This window comes from Sodalis sp. RH24, from assembly GCF_047324145.1.
Classification (GTDB): Bacteria; Pseudomonadota; Gammaproteobacteria; order Enterobacterales; family Enterobacteriaceae; genus Acerihabitans.
This window is the reverse complement of record NZ_CP178729.1, coordinates 1,600,182-1,621,168: the sequence shown is the minus strand read 5'-3', so window position 1 is coordinate 1,621,168 and position 20,987 is coordinate 1,600,182. Positions and strand designations below refer to the sequence as shown.

Annotated in this window: 16 protein-coding genes; 9 read left to right on the top strand and 7 right to left on the bottom strand. The window is 60.9% G+C overall.

Annotation, left to right across the window (positions count from 1 at the left end):
• The first annotated feature begins 699 nt into the window (after positions 1 to 699).
• From scpA to ACL2XG_RS07390, 4 genes are read left to right on the top strand one after another with little or no spacing between them, the layout of a single operon-like run.
• Positions 700 to 2,844 carry a methylmalonyl-CoA mutase gene (gene scpA / locus ACL2XG_RS07405; RefSeq protein ID WP_413722467.1) on the top strand — a complete coding sequence of 715 codons (2,145 nt, stop codon included), beginning with the start codon at positions 700 to 702 and terminating at the stop codon, positions 2,842 to 2,844.
• On the top strand, positions 2,837 to 3,832 hold the full coding sequence (gene meaB / locus ACL2XG_RS07400; protein WP_413723420.1) for a methylmalonyl Co-A mutase-associated GTPase MeaB: 996 nt from the start codon (positions 2,837 to 2,839) through the stop codon (positions 3,830 to 3,832). Before scpA ends, meaB begins: the two co-directional genes overlap by 8 nt.
• Positions 3,833 to 3,844: 12 nt before the next feature.
• Positions 3,845 to 4,630, top strand: a complete 786-nt coding sequence (gene scpB, locus ACL2XG_RS07395; protein ID WP_410015684.1) for a methylmalonyl-CoA decarboxylase — start codon at positions 3,845 to 3,847, stop codon at positions 4,628 to 4,630.
• 34 nt (positions 4,631 to 4,664) lie between these two features.
• A complete protein-coding gene (locus ACL2XG_RS07390; RefSeq protein ID WP_413722468.1) occupies positions 4,665 to 6,143 on the top strand; it encodes a succinate CoA transferase in 1,479 nt (492 codons plus the stop codon).
• Here ACL2XG_RS07390 and srsR read toward each other — a convergent pair.
• Complete coding sequence (gene srsR / locus ACL2XG_RS07385) at positions 6,135 to 7,055, bottom strand: LysR family transcriptional regulator SrsR (protein WP_413722469.1); 921 nt, start codon at positions 7,053 to 7,055, stop codon at positions 6,135 to 6,137. The genes ACL2XG_RS07390 and srsR overlap by 9 nt on opposite strands.
• Before the next feature lie 208 nt (positions 7,056 to 7,263).
• Positions 7,264 to 8,448, bottom strand: coding sequence for a sugar transporter (locus tag ACL2XG_RS07380; RefSeq protein WP_410015681.1), 1,185 nt, complete (start codon positions 8,446 to 8,448; stop codon positions 7,264 to 7,266).
• 259 nt (positions 8,449 to 8,707) lie between these two features.
• Here ACL2XG_RS07380 and ACL2XG_RS07375 point away from each other — a divergent pair, with 259 nt between their 5' ends.
• The 5 genes from ACL2XG_RS07375 to ACL2XG_RS07355 all read left to right on the top strand — a co-directional run bounded on the left by ACL2XG_RS07375 (position 8,708) and on the right by ACL2XG_RS07355 (position 12,880).
• The gene (locus ACL2XG_RS07375) at positions 8,708 to 9,565 is read left to right on the top strand and encodes a transporter substrate-binding domain-containing protein (RefSeq protein ID WP_413722470.1); all 858 of its coding nucleotides are present in this window, start codon (positions 8,708 to 8,710) and stop codon (positions 9,563 to 9,565) included.
• A 13-nt stretch (positions 9,566 to 9,578) separates the two neighbouring features.
• The gene (locus ACL2XG_RS07370; RefSeq protein ID WP_410015679.1) at positions 9,579 to 10,247 is read left to right on the top strand and encodes an amino acid ABC transporter permease; all 669 of its coding nucleotides are present in this window, start codon (positions 9,579 to 9,581) and stop codon (positions 10,245 to 10,247) included.
• Positions 10,244 to 10,912 carry an amino acid ABC transporter permease gene (locus tag ACL2XG_RS07365; RefSeq protein ID WP_413722471.1) on the top strand — a complete coding sequence of 223 codons (669 nt, stop codon included), beginning with the start codon at positions 10,244 to 10,246 and terminating at the stop codon, positions 10,910 to 10,912. Before ACL2XG_RS07370 ends, ACL2XG_RS07365 begins: the two co-directional genes overlap by 4 nt.
• Positions 10,890 to 11,717 carry an amino acid ABC transporter ATP-binding protein gene (locus ACL2XG_RS07360; RefSeq protein ID WP_413722472.1) on the top strand — a complete coding sequence of 276 codons (828 nt, stop codon included), beginning with the start codon at positions 10,890 to 10,892 and terminating at the stop codon, positions 11,715 to 11,717. Before ACL2XG_RS07365 ends, ACL2XG_RS07360 begins: the two co-directional genes overlap by 23 nt.
• A 152-nt stretch (positions 11,718 to 11,869) precedes the next feature.
• A complete protein-coding gene (locus ACL2XG_RS07355; protein WP_413722473.1) occupies positions 11,870 to 12,880 on the top strand; it encodes an ROK family protein in 1,011 nt (336 codons plus the stop codon).
• On the opposite strand, the gene ACL2XG_RS07350 is transcribed toward ACL2XG_RS07355, so the two are convergent.
• The 5 genes from ACL2XG_RS07350 to ACL2XG_RS07330 form a co-directional block, all read right to left on the bottom strand.
• Complete coding sequence (locus tag ACL2XG_RS07350) at positions 12,847 to 13,695, bottom strand: glycosyltransferase family 8 protein (protein ID WP_413722474.1); 849 nt, start codon at positions 13,693 to 13,695, stop codon at positions 12,847 to 12,849. The genes ACL2XG_RS07355 and ACL2XG_RS07350 overlap by 34 nt on opposite strands.
• Positions 13,696 to 13,722: 27 nt before the next feature.
• On the bottom strand, positions 13,723 to 15,111 hold the full coding sequence (locus ACL2XG_RS07345) for a D-arabinono-1,4-lactone oxidase (RefSeq protein WP_410015674.1): 1,389 nt from the start codon (positions 15,109 to 15,111) through the stop codon (positions 13,723 to 13,725).
• 75 nt (positions 15,112 to 15,186) lie between these two features.
• Positions 15,187 to 17,367 carry an ATP-dependent helicase gene (locus ACL2XG_RS07340; RefSeq protein ID WP_413722475.1) on the bottom strand — a complete coding sequence of 727 codons (2,181 nt, stop codon included), beginning with the start codon at positions 17,365 to 17,367 and terminating at the stop codon, positions 15,187 to 15,189.
• A complete protein-coding gene (locus ACL2XG_RS07335; RefSeq protein WP_413722476.1) occupies positions 17,351 to 18,628 on the bottom strand; it encodes a citrate synthase in 1,278 nt (425 codons plus the stop codon). Before ACL2XG_RS07335 ends, ACL2XG_RS07340 begins: the two co-directional genes overlap by 17 nt.
• Positions 18,629 to 18,914: 286 nt before the next feature.
• Entirely contained in the window at positions 18,915 to 20,963 is a 2,049-nt protein-coding gene (locus ACL2XG_RS07330; RefSeq protein ID WP_413722477.1) for an NAD(+) synthase, read from the bottom strand.
• Between the last annotated feature and the right edge of the window lie 24 nt (positions 20,964 to 20,987).

The window sequence follows — 20,987 nt, the reverse complement described above, 5'->3', positions numbered from 1 at the left end:
CGGCATGAGCCGCCGGGAGCGGCGAAAGGCCCGGTTGCGCCGGGAGCGCTAACCGGGCCGGTGCATAACGGGGGAACTGGCGGCGGAAGGCATCGCGCAGCGACGCGCGACCTGCCGGGCGCGCGGAGGTCAAGGAGGCCGTCGCGCTACGGCCTCCTTGTCGCTTGCCGGCGCCCGGCACTGCATATAAACACCGAACGCACGGCAAGCGAAACCCCCGCCGTGGCAACATAAACCCCCCAGCTCCGGCGATAAAAATCCCCCGCCACGGCGACATTCACCCCAGCGGGCATCCTTATTGCCAGACCGCACCAGCCCCATGGCGCGCTTGCAATCAAAAAATAAGCCCCGCAGGCCCCGCCCGCAACGCAGACGCGTTAAAGAGTGAGCGAACCCGCCAAATCCCGCTATTTCCCATACGGCAAATAATGATTGCTCAGCATGCATTTTTTGAGGCTGTAAAACTCGCCCGGCGGTGCTATTTATAATCCCAGGTATTTCATCGAAAGTTATGCGGGCCATTATGACGAATTAACGCAGGGCATTTTAATCGCATTGGTTTTAAACCACGAAGATAGCAACGCCTTATTGTATTTAACCTCACAAGGCTGGATGGGGATTATCCGCCAAGGCGGACTATTGCCCGGCACTGGCAGACCGATGAAATAAACATAATTCTATTCCATCCGGAGAAATATAATGTCGCAAACAGAGGCATGGGAAAAACTTGCCAATAAAGAATTGGGACGGCTGGGCAAAAGCGTCGACGATTTAACTACCCTCACCGCGGAAGAAATCAGCATCAAGCCGCTTTACACCGCCGACGACCTGTCCGACCTGGAGGTCACCGGTTCGCTGCCGGGCATGGCGCCCTTTGTGCGCGGTCCCCGCGCAACGATGTACGCCGCCCAGCCCTGGACCATTCGCCAGTATGCCGGGTTTTCCACCGCCACTGAATCCAACGCCTTTTACCGCCGCAACCTGGCGGCCGGCCAAAAGGGGCTCTCCGTCGCCTTCGATTTGCCTACCCATCGCGGTTACGACTCGGATAATGAACGCGTGGCCGGCGACGTCGGCAAAGCCGGCGTGGCTATCGACAGCGTCGAAGACATGAAAATACTGTTCGACCAAATCCCGCTGGATAAAATGTCGGTGTCCATGACCATGAACGGCGCGGTGATCCCCATCATGGCGTTTTATATCGTGACCGCCGAAGAGCAGGGCGTGCCGCCGGCAGCGCTGACCGGTACCATCCAAAATGATATTTTAAAAGAATACCTTTGCCGCAATACCTATATTTATCCGCCCAAACCCTCGATGCGCATTATTTCCGATATTATTGCCTACTGTTCCGGCAATATGCCCAAATTCAACACCATCAGCATCAGCGGCTACCATATGGGCGAAGCCGGGGCCAACTGCGTACAGCAGGTGGCGTTTACCATCGCCGACGGCATTGAATATATCCAGGCGGCGCTGGCCGCCGGCCTGGATATAGATGACTTCGCGCCGCGCCTGTCGTTTTTCTTCGGCATCGGCATGGACCTGTTTATGAATGTCGCCATGCTGCGCGCCGCCCGTTATTTATGGAGCGAGGCGGTAAGCGGTTTTGGTTCCACCAACCCCAAATCCCAGGCGCTGCGCACCCATTGCCAAACCTCGGGCTGGAGCCTGACGGAACAAGACCCCTACAATAATGTCATCCGCACCACCGTCGAAGCGCTGGCGGCGGTACTGGGCGGCACGCAGTCGCTGCATACCAACGCCTTTGACGAGGCGCTGGGGCTGCCCACCGATTTCTCCGCCCGCATCGCCCGCAACACCCAAATTATCCTGCAGGAAGAATCGGCGGTGTGCCGTACCGTCGATCCCCTTGCCGGTTCGTATTATGTGGAAAATCTCACCGACCAGGTCGTCAAGGCGGCGCGGGAAATTATCCGCCAGATAGGCGAGGTGGGCGGCATGGCCAAAGCCATTGAGGCCGGCCTGCCCAAGCGCATGATTGAAGAAGCCTCCGCCCGCCAGCAGTCGCTTATCGACCAGGGCAAACGGGTGATTGTCGGGGTGAACAAATACAAGCTGGCGCAGGAAGACGCCACCTCGGTGCTGGAAATCGATAACGTCAAGGTGCGCCAGGAACAGGTCGAACGCCTGCGGCAAATCCGCGCCGCCCGCGACGGCGCCGCCGTTGCCGACGCGCTCGGCATGATCAGCCGGGCGGCGCGCGACGGGGGCAACCTGTTGGAAGCGGCGATCCACGCCGCGCGCAGCCGCGCCACGCTCGGCGAAATTTCAACCGCCATCGAGGACGCCTTCGGCCGCTACCTGGTGCAGACCAACTGCGTGACCGGCGTTATCGCCAACAGTTACCACCAGAGCGCGGAAGGCGCGGCGGAATTTGATCAGATCAAGGCCGCCACCGACCGCTTCCTGGCCGAACAGGGGCGCCGCCCGCGCATTCTGGTGGCTAAAATGGGCCAGGACGGCCACGACCGCGGGGCCAAGGTGATTGCCAGCGCCTACTCCGACCTCGGGTTTGACGTCGATCTCAGTCCGATGTTTTCCACGCCGGAGGAAATCGCCAAACTGGCGGTGGAAAATGACGTGCACGTGATCGGCGCCTCTTCGCTTGCCGCCGGCCATAAGACGCTAATTCCGGCGCTGGTGGCTGCGCTGGCCGGCTACGGCCGTCAGGATATCAAGGTGGTGGCGGGCGGGGTGATACCGCCGCAGGATTATGATTTCCTCTACCGCCGGGGCGTGGCCGCCATCTACGGGCCGGGCACGCCGATGCTGGCCAGCGTGCGCGATGTGCTGGATAAAATCGGGCTTTGCCATGCTTAGCGCCGGCCAGTTGGATCAGACTGTCGGGCAATTGCTGGCGGGCGATCGGGTGGCCCTGGCGCAGGGGATGACGCTTATCGAAAGCGTCCACCCCGCGCATCAGGCGCTGGCCACGCAACTGCTCGACCGCATCATGCCCCATACCGGCCGGGCGAAACGGCTGGGTATTACCGGCGTGCCGGGCGCCGGCAAAAGCACGTTTCTCGAGGCCCTGGGCGGTTACGTGCTGACGCTGGGCCTGAAAGTGGCGGTTATCGCCATCGACCCCAGCAGCCCGCTCAGCGGCGGCAGCATCCTCGGCGATAAAACCCGCATGTCGCTGCTTTCCCGCGCGCAGCGGGCGTTTATCCGCCCGGTGCCCACCGGCGGCTACCTGGGGGGGACCAGCCGCCGTACCCGCGAACTGATGCTGCTGTGCGAGGCGGCGGGCTATGACCTGGTGATCGTGGAAACCGTGGGGGTCGGGCAAAGCGAAGTGGATATCGCCCAACTGGTGGACTGTTTTCTCTCGCTGCAGCTGGCCGGCGCCGGCGATGAACTGCAGGGCATCAAAAAAGGCATTATGGAAATGGCCGATATTATCGTCATCAACAAAGATGACGGCGATAACCGCGCCCGGGTGGCGCTCACTGCGCACATGTACCGGGCCTCGCTCGCCATCATGCGGCGCAAATATCCGACCTGGACGCCGCCGGTGCTGACCTGCAGCGCCCTGGAAGCGCGGGGCATCGCCGAGCTCTGGCGCGCCGTCGGCGATTTTTATGATCGGATGGCGGTGGATAACGGACTGATGGCGCTGCGCAAACGCCAGCAGCTGGATGCCATGCGCAGGCAGATCGAGGAAAACACCCTGGCGGCCCTGTTCGCCCGCGGCGATATCCAGGACCGGTACCGGCAGGCGCTGGAGCAGGTGGAAAACCACCGTATATCGCCGCGCGCCGGCGTGGACAACGTCACCCACTTTATTGTCGAAAAATTAAACCATTAAGGGAAATGAATTATGGCGTACGAATTTGTCAAAGTGCTGATCGAAAACCGGGTGGGTATTATTGAGTTTAACTATGCCAAAAAGCTTAATGCGCTGAGCGCGGTGTTTATCCGCGATATCCTGCAGGCGCTGGAAGATCTGAATAATATCGATATCCGCTGCGTTATCCTGCGCGCGCCGAAAGGCTCCAAGGTTTTCTCCGCCGGCCATGATATCTATGAGTTGCCGAAAACCCGGCGCGACCCGCTGGCCTACGACGACCCGCTGCGCCAGATCACCCGCGCCATCCAGAAATTTCCCAAGCCGATTATCTCCATGGTGGAAGGCAGCGTCTGGGGCGGGGCGTTTGAACTGATCATGAGTTCCGATATCATTATTTCCAGCAACCTGTCCACCTTCTCCATGACCCCGGTCAACCTGGGGGTGCCCTACAACCTGGTGGGCATCCATAACTTGATTCGCGACGCCGGTTTTCATATCGTCAAGGAGCTTATCTTTACCGCCGCGCCGATCTCCGCCGAACGGGCGCTGAACGTCGGCATTCTTAACCATATCGTCGATCCATCCGAGCTGGAGTCCTTCACGATGCGCATGGCCTGCGTGATTGCTGAAAAGGCGCCGCTGGCGGTGGCGGTGATCAAGGAAGAACTCCGGGTACTCGGCGAAGCCCATACCCTCAATTCCGATGAGTTCGAACGTATTCAGGGGCTGCGCAGGGTGGTGTACGACAGCCAGGATTACCAGGAAGGGATGGCGGCCTTTATGGAAAAACGCAAGGCGAATTTTATCGGCCACTAAGCCGCGCGGTGAACAGGCGCAAGGAGTGATCAGGATGAACCAGGATTTTACGGTAATGACGGCGGATGAAGCCGCGCAATTAATCTCCCATGGCGATATGGTGGCCTTTAGCGGCTTTACCCCGGCCGGCGCCCCCAAAGCCCTGCCCGCGGCCATGGCCCGGCGGGCGATAGCGCTGCACCTGCGGGAACAGCCTTATCGCATCAAACTGCTCACCGGGGCGTCCATCGGCGCGCTGGCGGACAACCAGCTCGCGGAAGCCGACGCCGTGGAGTGGCGCGCGCCGTACCAGACCGCGCCTGCGCTGCGCGATAAGATAAACCAGGGCGCGGTGAATTTTGTCGACCTGCATCTTAGCGAAGTGGCGCAAATGGTCAATTACGGCTTTTTCGGCCCGATTGATATCGCGGTTATCGAAGCCTCGGCGGTGACCAGGGAAGGTCGGGTGTACCTGACCAGCGGCATCGGTAACGCGCCGGTCTACCTGCAGCAGGCGCGGCGGGTCATTATTGAGCTTAACGACTATCATTCCCCGCGCATCCGCGAGATGAGCGATATCGTTTCCCTCGGCGCGCCGCCGTTGCGCACCATGGTGCCGATTTTCCATACCCTGGATCGGGTTGGGGAAAATTATGTGCAAATCGACCCGCAAAAAATCATCGCCGTGGTGCCCACCCATCTGGCGGACCAGATTACCGAGTTCGGCAACGAGAATCCGCTGTGCCTGCAAATCGCCCGCAACGTCGAGCAGTTTCTGCTGAAGGAACTGCACGCCAAACGCATTCCCGACGGGTTCCTGCCGTTGCAGAGCGGCGTCGGCAATATCAACAACGCGGTGCTGAAGGTGTTGGGCCGGAATCCGGATATTCCGCCGTTTATGATGTATTCAGAGGTGCTGCAGACCTCGGTCATCGAACTGCTCGAGCAGGAGCGGATTATCGGCGCCAGCGCCTCGAGCCTCACCGTGCCGCCCTCGGTGCTGGAGCGGATTTATCAGAATATGGGCTTTTTCAGCGAGCGCATCGTGCTGCGGCCGCAGGAAATTTCCAATAATCCGGAAATCATCCGCCGTCTGGGGGTCATTGCCCTGAATGTCGGCCTGGAGTTCGACATCTACGGCCATGCCAATTCCACCCATGTGGCCGGCGTCAATTTAATGAACGGCATCGGCGGCAGCGGCGATTTCGAGCGCAATGCCTATCTATCCATCTTTATGGCGCCGTCCATTGCCAAGGGCGGCAAGATCTCCACCATCGTGCCGATGTGCTCCCATGTGGATCACAGCGAACACAGTGTGAAAGTGATTATCACCGAACACGGCGTGGCCGACCTGCGCGGGCTGTCGCCCATCCAGCGCGCCGAGGCCATTATCGGCAACTGCGCCCATCCGATGTACCGGGACTATCTGTATACCTACCTGGCGCGGGGTAAAAGCGGCCATATCCATCACGATCTGGCCCATGCCTTCGATTTGTACCAGAACCTGGAACAGTACGGCAGCATGCTAGTGTGAGGACGGCGGCTCATCGGCGGTGGTGCCGTTGCGGTCATGCTCAATGGCAGCCACCAGCCGGCCGAGGGTTTTACAGTTGCGCAGCGAATAGAGATATTCCGGCATGTACATCGGCTTATTGGGCGCGTCAAAGTATTTCAGGCTGGCGGGATTGACAAACCGGTAGGCGAAATGGGGCACCACTGTCAGGAATTGCCCGCGGCTGACGGCGCTGATCTTGGCCAGGAAGCTGTAGGGACGATAGATAATGGTGGGGGTAATGCCGGCATAACGGAAATGCGAGTCGATAAGCGACTCGAAATTGGCCCGGTGCTGGAACCGCATCTGCAGCCAGGGCAGGGTATGCAGCAGCACGCTGGCCTGCACATTGTCATGGATGCGCGATACCAGGAATCCCAGCCGCAGCGGTTCAAGCGGCGTTATCAGCATGCTGGACATTTCGGCGATGCGCGTCGAGGCCTGCTGCGGCGAAATAATCATGTCCACGTCATGGTCCAGCAGGCCGGAAACCAGATCGTTTTCATTAAAATCGAAGGGTTTGGTGGTGAAGCCGTCAAACTTGTCGCCCAGGCTGATAAGCTGATCGAAGATCATCGTCGGGTAAGCGGTGTCGATGCCGATAACGCAGTGTTTCTGATGGTGGCTGGCGGCCAGCATGATATCCGCGTCGATGCTTGCCAGACGCTGGTAGATGGGATAAAGCATCTGGTACAGCTCCTGCCCGGCCTTGTTCAGACTGATGCTGTTATCGGTGCGCGAGAACAGCTCATAACCGACCATCTCCTCCAGCGCGGCGATGCTTTTACCGAAGGGCGAGGCGGTCATATGCAGTTTTTCGGCGGCTTTGGCGATATTGTTGGTCTGGGCCAACACGATAAAATTCACCAGCTTCTTGGAAACAAAAATACTCATAAGTGCTTTTCACGCCCTGCCGCCGATACGTCTGTCCCGCCGCCGCGCCGCCATGGCCGGAAAAAGCCCACGACAAAACGGCCGCCACGCCATGCCTGGTTTAGAAGTAACAAAATCCCGGCGTGCGAAACGAGAAAGCCATCACACATTGCCGTCCTTGACGATTTTTTGCTATCGGCCATGCCCGCGCCGCCGGCGAACCGAACGGTCAGGCCCGGCGCAGCTCCGCGGCGTAGCGGCGGAAGATAAACAGGCACCATGCCAGGGACACGATAGCCAGCAGGGCGCCGAGATAGCCGATATACGCCAGATCCGCGCGCAGGATAAACTGGTTGCCCAACAGCGCGCCGGCGCCGATGCCCAGATTGAAGATGCCCGAGAACAACGACATGGCCACATCGGTGGCGTCCGGGGCCAGCGCCAGTACCTTCACCTGCATGCTCAGGCCGATGGCCATAAACGCCATGCCCCAAATCACGCTCAGGCCGGCAAAACTGATTTTATACCCGGCGGCGGGCTGCAGAACCAGCAGGCAGACGACCACCAGCACGATAGACGTGACCAGCAGGGCGGTGGGATATTTATTGCTGCATACGCCGAACACCACGCTGCCGATAATGCCCGAACCGCCGAAAATCAACAGCAGTAAGGTGGTGTAATCATCGCCCAGCGCCGCCGCATGGCGGATAAACGGCTCGATATAGCTGTAGACGGTGTAATGCGAGGTGACGATCAGCACCGCCAGCAGGTAAAGCGACATCAGCGCCGGGCGTTTTAGCAGCATGGGCACGCTTTTCAGCGAACCGGAGTGCTCGCTGGGCAGCTTGGGCAGCAGTTTGATAATAAAGACCAGGGTCGCCAGGGCGAAAATGCCAATCACCAGGAAGGTGATGCGCCAGCCCAGCAACTGGCCGACAATGCGGCCCAGCGGCAGTCCCAGCACCATGGCAAGGGCGGTGCCGGTGGACAGCATGCTCAGCGCCTGGGTTTTTTTACCCATCGGCGCGACGCGGATCGCAAGCGATGCCGTAATAGACCAGAATACCGCATGCGCCAGGGCGATGCCGATTCTGGATAGCACCAGTACCGTGAAGTTCCAGGCCACGAACGAGAGGATATGGCTGGCGATAAACAGGGCAAAGATCATCACCAGCAGGCCGCGCCGTTCAATATGGCTGGTCAGCAGCATAAAGGGCAGCGACATCAGCGCCACCACCCAGGCGTAGATGGTCAGCATCAGCCCGACCTGGGCGGTCTCCATCTGAAAACTCTGGGCGATATCGGTCAGCAGGCCGACCGGCACGAACTCGGACGTGTTGAAAATAAAGGCGGCAAACGCGAGGGTAATGACTCTTAGCCAGGCGGTCGAACGGGAAACATCTGGAGTATTCATTGAAATCAGCAGGCTATTTTTTACGATCGATTGGTTAACGTTCAATCAAGGTTAGACGAGGTCCGGCGGTTCTATCTGCAAGACGACGTGCTGGCGCGGTAATGATAATAAAATGAACGGCTGCCAAATGCCTAACGTTAGTTGCCGCCAGGCCGAAAAAGTCTTTTTTACGCTTTCAATTCATTAACCATTCAATTACAGAAAGTTAATCTATCCTCTTCGGCCGCGCCGCGCGCCATTTGTCCTGACGGGAGTGGATATGATCTTGCGAAAATACATCATGACCTTTTGCGCCGCCGCGTTCTGCGTCGCCGGCACGCTGATCCCGCCGGCCATCGGCGCGGATTTGCTGGCGCGCGTTAAAGCGGAAAAAGTCCTGACCGTGGCCACCGAGGCCCGCTACGCGCCTTTTGAAATGGTGCGTGACGGCAACATTATCGGCTTTGACGTGGATCTGATGCATCATATCCTGCAAAAACATTTGCCGGGCGTGCGCGTCAGACAGCTGGATTTGCCTTTTCAGGGCATCCTGCCCGGGCTGGATGCCAAAAAATTCGATTTCATGATCACGGCGATGATGGTGGACCGGCCGCGGATGGCGCGTTTCGCGTTTACCGTGCCGGTGGGCGAATCCACGGTGGCGCTGCTAAAGCGCGAAAACGACGCCGCGCTGACGACGCTTGCGGATCTGAACGGTAAGGTGGTGGGCACCGTGGCCGGCTCGAGCCACCTGCGGGTGCTGCAGGCGGTCGACCAGCGGCTGCGGGAACAGGGCATGGCGGGCGTTAAAGAGATCAGGCAATACATCGCCTTTGACGAGGCCTATGCCGACCTGGCCAATCAACGTCTCGACGGCGTGGCGCAATCCCTTGCCAATCTCGGGCCGCTTATCAAGAGCCGCCCCGGCGTGTTCGCCGTCATGCGGCCGATGCTGGGGCCCACCACCTATTTCGCCTGGGCGGGACGCAAGGATGCCGACAGCGCCAGCCTGGTGAAACTGTTTAGCGACGGCATCGCCGAGGCCAACCGCGACGGTACCCTCAAGCACCTGCAGCTGAAATGGTTCGGCGTGGAAACGCCGCTGCCGCACGATAAAATGCCGGTACCCGATGTGTGACAAGGCGCGCGGCATGGACGACTTAACTGAGTTTTGCCACCTGCTCGCCTCCTGGCTGCCGATGCTTGCCGGCGGGGCGGCAACCACTGCCTCCCTCAGCGCTGCCGCCATGCTATGCGGCTTTTTCGCCGGCACCGGCATTTATTGTTTGCAGAGCGCGCGTCGGCCTGCTTGCCGCGGCCTGGCCCGCGCTTATGTCAGCGTGTTTCGCAGTACGCCGGTGCTGGTCCTGGTGCTGCTGTGCTATTACCTGCCCGGCGAACTGGGCGTTGAGGCCGGCGCCTGGGCCGCCGCCGCCGTGGCGCTCACCCTTAACAGCGCGGCCTATCAAGCGCAAATCCTGCGCGGCGGTTTTGCGGCCGTTCCCGCCGGGCAACAGGATGCCGCCCTGGCCTGCGGCCTGGGACCCTGGCAGGCGTTCTGGCATATTCGCCTGCCGCAGGCGCTGCGGCCGACGCTGCCGGCGTTTATTTCGGAGATGATTGATGTGATCAAAGCGTCGGCGGTGGTCTCGGTCATCGCCATCACCGATGTTATGCGGGTCGGGCAGCAACTGGCGTCCGCAAGCTACCGGATGCTGCCGGCCTATCTCGCCGTCGCCCTGGTCTACCTGGTGATGACCAGCCTGCTGGCCCTGGCGGGCCGCCATCTGGAACAGCGCTGGCGCAAGGAGCCTTCGTGAGCGATATCCTGCTGTACCTGCCTGATTTTGCGCAGGCCATGGCCATGACCCTGGCCCTCAGCCTGAGCGCGGCGACGGCTGGCGCCCTGGGCGGTTTTACGCTGCAGGCGCTGTGCAGCCGCTGCCGGCTGCTGTACCCGCCGTGGCGCGTTTATGTGTGGTTGATACGCGGCACGCCCTTTGTGGCCCAGCTATCGGTGATCTATTTTGGCCTGCCGGCGCTGGGGGTGATGCTCGGCGCGCTGCCCGCCGCCATTCTTTCGCTGACGCTCTACAGCGCCGCCTATTTCGGCGAAATTTTCCGTGGCGCCTGGTTAAGCATCGGCCGCGGGCAACTGGACGCCGCCCGGGCCCACGCCATCTCCCCATGGCAAAGTTTCTGGCATATCGAGACCCCGCAGGCGCTGCGTTTCAGCCTGCCGCTGCTGTGCAACCAGGTGATTTTAACCGTGAAGGAAAGCGCGGTGGCATCGATTATCACCCTGCCCGAGCTGACCATGGCCGCCGGACGCATTGCCGCCAGCACCTATAGCTATTTTTTGCCCTATGCCCTGCTTATCGCCGGTTACTGGCTGCTGGCGCAGGGGATAAGCCTGGCCGTCGGCTGGCTTGGCCGCCACTTATTTTCCGGAGGATACCCCTATGACCGGGCAACCCATCCTTGAACTGCGCGGCGTCGGCAAGTCTTTCGGCGCCAGGAGGATACTGAACGATATCACGCTGCAGGTGCACGCCGGTGAGGTGATAACCCTGATCGGGCCGTCGGGATCGGGCAAGACCACCGCGCTGCGCTGCATGAACTTCCTGGAGGCCTATGACCGGGGGGAAATTTTGATCAAAGGCCGCCTGCTGGGCTATCGCGGCCCGGGCCGGGCGGCAGGGGATCGGGACGGCGCCGCGCGTATCGCGCGGGTGCGGCGTCCGTTGGCCATGGTGTTCCAGCAATTTAACCTGTGGCCGCATATGACGGCGCTGGAGAATGTCGCCGCGCCGCTGATCCTGGGAAAAAGGCGGCCGCGCGCCGAGGCGCGCCGCGCTGCCGCCGCCGCGCTGGCGCAGGTAGGCATGGCGGAGCATGCCGGCGCCTGGCCGGCCCGGCTGTCGGGCGGCCAGCAGCAGCGTGTCGGCATTGCCCGCGCGCTGGCGCTGGAACCCGAGCTGCTGCTGCTGGATGAGCCCACCTCCGCCCTGGACCCGGAACGGGTGGAGGAGGTGCTGGAGGTTATCGGCGGGCTGGCGCGCCAGGGCATCACCATGATCATGGCGACCCATGAAATGTCCTTTGCCGCCCAGGTATCCACCCGGGTGGTGTTTATGGCCGAAGGCGCCATCGTGGAAAGCGGCGAGCCGGGGCGGTTGTTCCGCCACCCGGCGACCGGGCGCCTGACATCGTTCCTGGCGCCCTGGCTGCGGCGCCCGCTGCAATTTGGCGGCCCCGACGACGCAGAACCTAGGGCGCCGCGCGGGTGACGCGGTTTTTTTTTACCGCGGCCCGCTTTAGGGCGGATCAAATCACGGTAACATAGTGGCGCGGCCTGACGGCGACGCCGGATAAAAGGAGGTTTATGCGCCGCAGGAAGGTATATTGTCACGGTATGCGTGAATGATAGCGACGAGGGCTTATGGATTATCCGCTGACCAGCAACACCCAGCAACTGAAGCTGATTAACGTTGCCCATGTCATTGAAACGATGAAAGCGCTTCGGCGCGGCACCAAAGCGACCGTGGCCCAGGCGACGGGCCTGAGCTTGGCGACCTGCGGGACGATATTGAACAGCTTATGCGCCAGCGGTGAAATATTGCACGAGGCGCTTGAGGCGTCCAGCGGCGGACGACCTGCGCAGCGTTTTATCTATAATGAGCATTTTTTTTATGTGTTCAGCCTCGCGGTGGCGGGGGAGCATGGTCATTACGTCTACGGCTATACGCTGACCACGGCTATCGGCACCCTCGTCGCCGGCGGCCGTGAAACGCTGCCCAGCGCCGATACCGCCAGCGTTATCGCCTTTATCCACGGCAAAACGGCGCAATACAACGTGCGCGCCATAGGTATCGGCCTGCCCGGCGTGATAGTGGACGGGCGGGTGCTGACCTGCGATATCTCCGCCTTCGAGGATGTGGCGCTGCGCGATATCCTGGCGGCCAGGTTCGCCGCCTTTATCCGCATCGGCAACGATATGAATTTTACCGCCTACGGTTTTTATAAAAACCGGCGCCTGAGCAAAGACCAGCCCCTCGCGTACCTGATGTTTCCGGAAAAACACTGCCCCGGCTGCGGCATTATCGTCGGCGGCAAGGCGCTCGAAGGCGCCACGCAGTTTGCCGGCGAAATTGCCCATTTGCCCTGCCTCAACCGCCCCGGCGCCGGGCGGGCACTGGCGCGCACCGTGGCCGATACGGTTATTTCACTGATTTCCATTATTAACCCCGGCACCATCGCCGTGACCGGCGCGGGACTCGGGCCGCAGATGACGGCCGATATTTTTCGCCTGTGCCGGGAAACCATCCCCAGGCAGCATGTGCCGGACATCATCTACCGCGAAAGCATGGATGACGACTATCTCCGGGGCATCGCCGAAATGACCCTGGAAAGCGCCAATTACCAGCGACTGTTCGGCGCAAGCCGGCGATAGGTCATCCACCAACGCTCGATAAGGGGATAATACGGATCGTGCCGGGCGTCAGGCTGATCCGGGGCGTATTGCCAGGGTTTGTCCAAGATAAAATGCAGGTTTTTGACCTGCGGCATCCGCCACATGGCCGCGTGGTGAACCGATAGCGTTTTCAGGGCGTTATAGCCGTACGGCAGCGCCAGCCAGCGGCCCTGGAAATACGCGTTGAGCAAATCCTGCTCGGGAAAGGGATACGCGGCGAGATCGGTAATGGCGGCCACCTGGCCGGCCAGTTCGTCATAGGTTTTTTCCCCAGGCGTCAATACGATAATACCCGAATTAAAATACGGCGAAAAATCAGCGGGCAGCGCGGCGGGGTTGGCGCTGTAGGTATAATAACAGTTTGCGGGCACCCAGCTTTTGGGATAGGTGGCAATATGGTTGGGATTGCAGCGGCAGGCGTGGCAGGCGGCGATCCCGCCCGCCGGCAGGGGGATATCGAACAGCTCGTCCATGTTTTTCAGCGCCAGCATATCGGCGTCGAGCAGCACCAGCCGGCTGAACCCGGTCAGGCGCCAGGCGCACAGCTTGCTCCATACCTCGGCGAAACGGGCGTAGGCGTAGCCGCCGGCCACCCCGTCCCGCGGGCGGAGCGGGGTAACGGCGCGCACATCGCAGCCCTCGGCCGTCAGGTCGTCACGGATCTGTTGGCCAATCCCGGCGGTCACCATGACCACCAGCGGATAACGCGTATGCGTGTCCTGTAATGATTGATGCAGCGTCCTGACCCCGGCCAGGTAAGCGGGATCGGTCAATAAGGTTATCCAGGCTTTCATCGTCGTTCCTCGGGCCATATCACGCGGTCATGACGTGAAGAGATCCGCGATAAGCGCGTTAGTGAATTTTCCGTGCGGATCGAGGGCGGCTTTCACCTGGCGGAACTGTTCCCAGCGCGGATAGCGCTCGCGCCACTGATAAAGGGCGGGATGGTAATATTTTCCCCAATGCGGCCGTCCCCCTTCGTTTGCCAGCAATTTCTCCACTTCATTGAGAAAATGCACGCCGTCCCGCGACAGGGTGCCGTCCTCGGCGTAATACACCACAAAACCAAAAAAGCAGGTGGCTTCGCCATGTGCGGGACTGAGCCATGCGCTCGAGGGACCGGTACAGCGCAGGATCACCGGGTAATGCATATGGGGGTGCGTTTGCCGGTACCAGCGTTTTATCTTCTGGATCACCTCGCCCGCGCGGCGAAACGGGATGCCGATTTCAATATTGATTTGCGGTGTAGCGATACCGCGACAAAACAGCTGGTAGACATCGCCGGTAATGTCGGAAAAATCCTTGAAACGCGCCACGGTTTTAAACGGCGTGCCGTCCCGGCCGCGGATTTTGGTATCGGTACGCATATGGCCCAGCGTGCGCTCCACCGTGGCGTTCATCGATTGATCGCCGGCGGAGAGCGACAGGGTGCGGCAGCCGTTTTCCCGGTAGCGTTTTCCCTCGGCGTCATTGGCCTCGCGGGCGGACCAGACGTGGACTTTGTCCTCCTCGGGAAACCACCACGCCTTGCTGAGCGGATAGCCTTCATTCCAATCGTACAGCAGGGATTCAAGCTCGCCGGCGCCGCAGGCGCTTTTGAAACAGGTGAACAGCGTCGCCGGTATCGTGCGCAGCGTGACTTCGGTCACCACGCCCAGGGCGCCAAGCGCCAGTTGCGCGGCGCCGAAATAAGGGTGATCGCGATCAAAGCCGGCGATGCTGCCGTCGGCCAGCACCATGCGGATATGCAGCGCCTCATCGGCGATGGAGCTTTGCCCCAGTCCTTGCCCATGGGTGCCGGTGGCCATGGCGCCGGCCAGGGTTTGCAGGGCAATAACGCCGGGGGAGGAGGGCAGCATGCGGCCCATCGCCGTCAGGGTTTGATAAACCTGCTGCAGCGTGGTGGCCGCGGCGAAAGTGACCGTATCCGCGGTCGAGTGGATAAGCCCCTGCATTTGGCCGGCATCCAGCAGCATATCCTGCGGCCCGTCGGCGCGCAGCAGGCTGCCGGTGGACAGCCGGCTGCCCATGATCCTGATTTTACCGCGCGCATCGGCGACCAGCGTCTGCAGTTCCGCTTCGCTCCCCGGCCGGCGTACGTTCGCGCGCGGGCCTAGCGTGGCGTTTTGCGCCCAGTTCCAGACCTGCCGATCGCTCGCTACCGGTTGAGTGTGTCTTGGGGGAAATTGTTCTTCGGCGTAGTCCAACATTGCACTCCTTTTGCAATAAAAATCTATTTCATTATTCAGTGTAGCCCAGACCCTCTGGCCCGGCTTGCGCCGGCGTTATTCCAGCCGGATCAGCGGCGCGCCGAACTGGATGCTGCGCTCGGTGGGCAGTCCGTCGAATTTAATGGAATAGGCGCTTTCATACCCGTCCACCGCGATAACAGTGCCGCAGCCGAAGACGCCATGGGACACCCGATCACCCGCCCGAAAGCGGGACGCGCCGGCGGCGGGCAACGCCGCGTCCGCGGTCATCACATTGTGTCCGCCGCTCATCAGCGCCTGATCCAGCGGAACATCAAACGCCACGTTCTCGCTGCCGGCATCAAAGATAAACCGCGACGGATATTTGAAAATACCGTCATTGGCCACCCCTTCAGAGTCGCTCAGATACAGCCCGTCCATGGCGCGGGTCATGGCGACATAGGCCAGGCGGCGCTCCTCCTCCATCTCTTGCGCGGAGCTTATCTTGCGCCCGGGAAATACCCCTTCGTTCAGGCCGCAGACAAACACATACGGGAATTCCATACCCTTGGCGCCGTGAATGGTCATCAGCTTTACCGCGTCGGTCTTGCTTTCATTATCCAGACTGGTAAACAGCGCAATCCGCGCCAGGAAGTCCTCGAGCGTCGCCTCTTCGTCTTCGCCTGCGGCCTGCACCGCGCGTTTAAGCTCCGCCACGTTATCCAGCCGCTCCTGATCGCCCTGCAGGCGCAGGAAAGCCTCATAGCCGCTCAAATCCAGCAGCGTCTGCAGGGTATTGCCCAGCGACCACCCCGCGCGCTGCGCCCGTACCTGTTCGATGGCGGCCACATATTGCCTGACCCCGGTGCCCGTCAACAGCGCCGTGTCCAGGTTTTCCTTCAGCGCCTGGTACAGGGACAGGCTGCGGGCCTCGGCATAGGCGGCCAGCGTTTCCAGTCGTTTTTTACCGAATTTGCGCGCCGGCACGTTTACGGTGCGCAGAAAGGCCACGTCGTCGCCGGCGGTCACCATACGCAGATAGCAGATCACATCCTTGATTTCACGCCGGCCATAAAACTCGATACCGCTGAATATTTTGTAGGGCAGGCCGCGGTCGATAAACCGTTCCTCCAGGGCGCGCGTCAGGTAATGGGCGCGGTACAGGACGGCGATATGATTTGGCGGCACGCCGGTATTGCGCAGCCGGGTAATTTCGCCGGCTATCCATTCCGCTTCCAGCTTATCGCTTTTGGCATGAAAATACCGCGGCCGCCAGCCGCCGGGCTTCACCGCGCGCAGCGTCTTGGGAAACCTGACTTCATTCTTTTCAATCAGGCAGTTGGAGGCGGCCAGGATTTCCGGGGTGGAGCGATAGTTGGTGCCGAGCGCGATGGTTTCCGCCCCCGGATACGCCTTGTCGAAATCCAGGAACAGGCGCAGATGGGAACCGCGCCAGGAATAGATGGTCTGGTCGGGATCGCCGACGATAAACAGGTTGCCGTGCCTGCCCGCCAGCAGCCTGGCCAGCTTGTACTGCCGTTTACTGACATCCTGGAACTCGTCCACCATGACGTACTGCATCCGGTTTTGCCATTTTTGCCGCACGGCGGGAAATGTCTCCAGGATCCAGGTGGCGAAATTAATCAGATCGTTAAAATCGCAGCCAAAGCATTTCTTCTGCTCATACAGGTAGCGCAGGAAGATTTCCTCGTCGCGATCCCGGGCATCGGCAAAGCGCGCCTTCAGCTGTTCGTTGTTGAGCTGATAGATATCGTCGATATAGGTGGTGGCATACAGTTTTTTGGCTTCCAGCACCTCGTCCAGGGTGCGTTTCACGGTGGTGTCGCGCAGCGTCAGTCCCATATCGGCGAAAATCTTCAGCAGGATCTGCTTCAGGTCTTCCATGTCGAGGATAATAAAGTTGCGCGGATAGTTGAGCAGATGGATATCTTCTTTCAGCAGCTGTACGCAGAAGGCGTGGAAGGTGCAGATAGTGCCGAGATCCCGATCGCCCAGCACAGCGCGCACCCGCCGCTTCATCTCATTGGCCGCCCGGTTGGTGAAGGTCACGCACATGATATTCCTGGGCGCGATGCCAAGCGTCGAGACCAGGTAGCAGTAACGTTCCGTCAGGGTGCGGGTTTTGCCGGTGCCGGCGCCGGCGATGACCCGCAACGCGCCTTCGGTGGTGACCACCGCCTGGCGCTGTTCTGGATTCAGGGTAGCGAGGGCGCCGGCCACGGACGGCGCGTCGCCGGCGTCAGAGTTTGGAGACAAATTCACGGCGTTCCTCACCGGTATAGACCTGGCGTGGCCGGCAGGTTTTCAGCGGTTGGCTGTGCATTTCATTCCAATGAGCAATCCAGCCGGTGGTGCGTCCTACGGCGGTAATCACCGTAAACATGGACGACGGCAGCCCCATGGCCTTGAGGATCAGGGCGGTATAGAAATCCGCGCTGGGGTAAAGTTTGTTTTCCAGGAAAAAGGCATCGGTCAGCGCGATGTGCTCCAGCTCCATGGCCACCTGCAGCAGGTTGTCCTCCATGCCCAGCGCGTTGAGCACTTCATGACAGGTTTTGCGCAGGATGGCGGCCCGGGGATCGAAATGGTGATAGATGGAATTGCCGAAGCCCATCAGGCGAAAGGAGTCGTGGCGATCTTTCGCCCGGTTGACAAACGCCGGGATGCGGTCGACGGTGCTTATCTCCTCGAGCATGCGCATACAGGCTTCGTTCGCGCCGCCGTGCAGCGGTCCCCACATGGACGCCAGGGCCGCGGCGATGCAGGCGAAAGGATTGGCGCCGGAGGATCCCGCCGTTCTGACCGTGGTGGTGGACGGGCACTGGCCATGGTCGGCATGCAAAATCAGGATGCGGTTCATGGCCCGCTCAAGCACGGGATTCACCTCGTACTTTTCCGCCGGGATGGCGAACAGCATATGCAGGAAGTTACCGGTGTACGACAGCGCGTTGCGCGGATAGACCGACGGCTGCTCAATGGAATATTTATAACACATGGCCGCCACGGTGGGCATTTTCGACAGCAGCCGCAGCGCCGCCAGTTCCCGGTCCTCGGGCTTGCCCACATCCAGCGCATCGTGATAGAACGCCGCCAGCGCGCCCACCACCGCGCACATCAGCGCCATGGGATGCGAATCGCGGCGAAAGCCGCTCAGCATACGGGTCATCTGCTGATGAATCATGGTATGGCGCGTGATGGACTCGGTAAAGCGGTCATATTCGTCCCTGGACGGCGCCTGGCCGTGCAGCAGGATATAACAGACCTCGGGAAACGTGCAGTGCTCGGCCAACTGGTCGACCGGAAAACCCCGGTGCAGCAGGATGCTGTTGCGCGCATCGATATAGGTGATGGCCGACTCGCAGCCGGCGGTATTCACGAAACCCGGGTCGTAGGTGTAGAGATCTTCCTGGCGAAACGGGCTGATATCCAGGGCCGCGGGGCCATACGAACCGGCATTGAAATCCAGTTCGATGGAACGTTGCGCGTCAAGCGCGAGGGTGGCTTTGTTCTCGGTCATGTTTAAGTCTCCAGCCTGGATCTAATGGAAAAAAATAAATGCGATGCGCGCCCGTATACCAGCAGGGTCTAATGATTTCACATTACTCGCGTGGCGCGGACTTGACCAGAGCGGAGATAAGCGTAGCTGAATTAACGCATGGCGTCGCGTGAATGAGAAGGACGGCGCAAACCGGCGCCGACATGTTTTTATGCCGGCATAAGCCGGCATCGTGTTCAGGCGGATCCCCGTCGCTGACATGGCGGAAGATTGCCGGCCGTCAGTTGAGCCAAATCTTCTGGTCGTCTTATTGCTCCGGCACTTGCGCCTCCAGCTCCTCAATCCAAATTCGGGCGTTGCCGTCCGATGGCGCGCGCCAGTCGCCGCGCGGCGACAGGCTGCCCCCGGCGGTGACTTTCGGTCCGTTGGGCGAGGCCGAGCGCTTAAACTGGCTCAGGGTGAAAAAGCGCACCAGGAATACTTTCAGCCAGCGCCGTATTTCCGCCAGCGGATAGGCGCGGCGTTTCTCCTGCGGGAAACCCGGCGGCCAATCGCCGGCGGCGGCATCCCCCCAGGCGTGCAGCGCCAGAAAGGCGATTTTTGACGGCCGGAAGCCGTAGCGCAGGGTATAAAACAGGCTGAAATCCTGCAGATCGTAAGGGCCGATAAGGGATTCAGTGCTTTGCAACTCGCCGGCGTCGTCGGCGGGCACCAGCTCCGGCGAGATTTCCGTCGCCAGAATGGCCTCAAGCGTGGCCATGACCGGCGCCTCGAACTGGCCGGACGAGATAACCCAGCGAATCAGATGCTGGATCAGGGTTTTGGGCACGCCGGCGTTGACATGGTAATGGGACATCTGGTCGCCGACGCCGTAGGTGCACCAGCCGAGCGCCATTTCGGACAGGTCGCCGGTGCCCACCACCATGCCGTTTTCGTGATTGGCCAGGCGGAACAGGTAATCGGTGCGCAAACCCGCCTGTACGTTCTCAAATGTCACATCATAGACCTTTTCGCCCCGGGCAAAGGGATGGCCCAGATCCTCAAGCATGCGCTGCGCGGCGGGGCGGATATCGATTTCACGGTGGGTGACGCCGAGCGCGTTGATAAGGCTTGCGGCGTTGTTATGCGTGCCGGCGCTGGTACCGAAGCCGGGCAGGGCGCAGGCGATGATATTTTCGCGCGGCAGCCCGAGCCGGTCCGCCGCCCTGGCGATCACAATCAGCGCCTGGGTGGAATCCAGACCGCCGGAGACGCCGATCACCAGCCGTTTAATGCCGGTGGCGGTGATGCGCTGCGCCAGGGCGGCGACCTGGATGTTATAGGCCTCGTAACAGTCCTGGGCCAGCCGTTCCCGATCGGCGGGCACGAAGGGAAAACGCTCCACCCGCCGCTCGAAGCCGATATCGCGGGCGACGGGCGCCAGGTCGAATGAAATCCGCCGGAACGCGCCGACCCGCGCTTCGTGGGTACGGCGGTTATCGTCAAAGGTGCCCATGCGCATTCGTTCCTGGCGCAGCAAATCCAGATCGATATCCGCCACCGCGCTTTGCCCTGCCACGGCGAAGCGTTCGGTTTCCGCCAGCAGGCTGCCGTTTTCATAGATCACGCACTGGCCGTCCCACGCCACTTCGGTGGTGGATTCGCCGGTGCCCGCCGCGGCATACAAATAGGCGGCGAGACAGCGCATGGATTGTGAACGGCACAGCTGGCGGCGGGTATCCGCGCGCCCGATGGTGATCGGGCTGCCGGACAGATTGGCCAGCACGGTGGCGCCGGCCAGCGCCGCTTCGGCGCTCGGCGGGATCGGCACCCAGAAATCCTCGCAAATCTCCACGTGCAGCACGAAGCCGGGCACATCCCGCGCGCTGAATAGCAAATCGGGACCGAAAGGCACCTCCTGGCCGGCCAATGACAGGGTGCCGCGCGCCATATCCCCCGGCGCGCACTGCCGCCGTTCATAAAATTCCCGGTAGGTGGGCAGGTAGGATTTAGGCACCACCCCCAGCAGGCGGCCGCGGTGCAGCACCAGCGCGGTGTTATAGACGCGCCCGGCGTGGCGCAGCGGCGCGCCCACCACCAGCACCGGCGTCAGGCCGGCGGTAGCCGCGAGCAGTTCCGCCACCGCACGCTCCACCGCGTCCAGCAACACATCCTGCAACAGCAGGTCTTCAATGGAATAACCGCACAGTGATAATTCGGGGAAAATGGCCAGCGCCACGCCCCGGGCGTCAAGCCCATTGGCGGTCTCGGCTATGGCGCGGGCGTTGACCGACGGCTCGGTAAGGGCGCAGGGCAGGGTGCAGGCCGCCACGCGGGCAAAACCATGCTGGTAGAGGGAATGGAAGTTGTTTGACATAAGCGGCTCTTCTCACGTTGGACT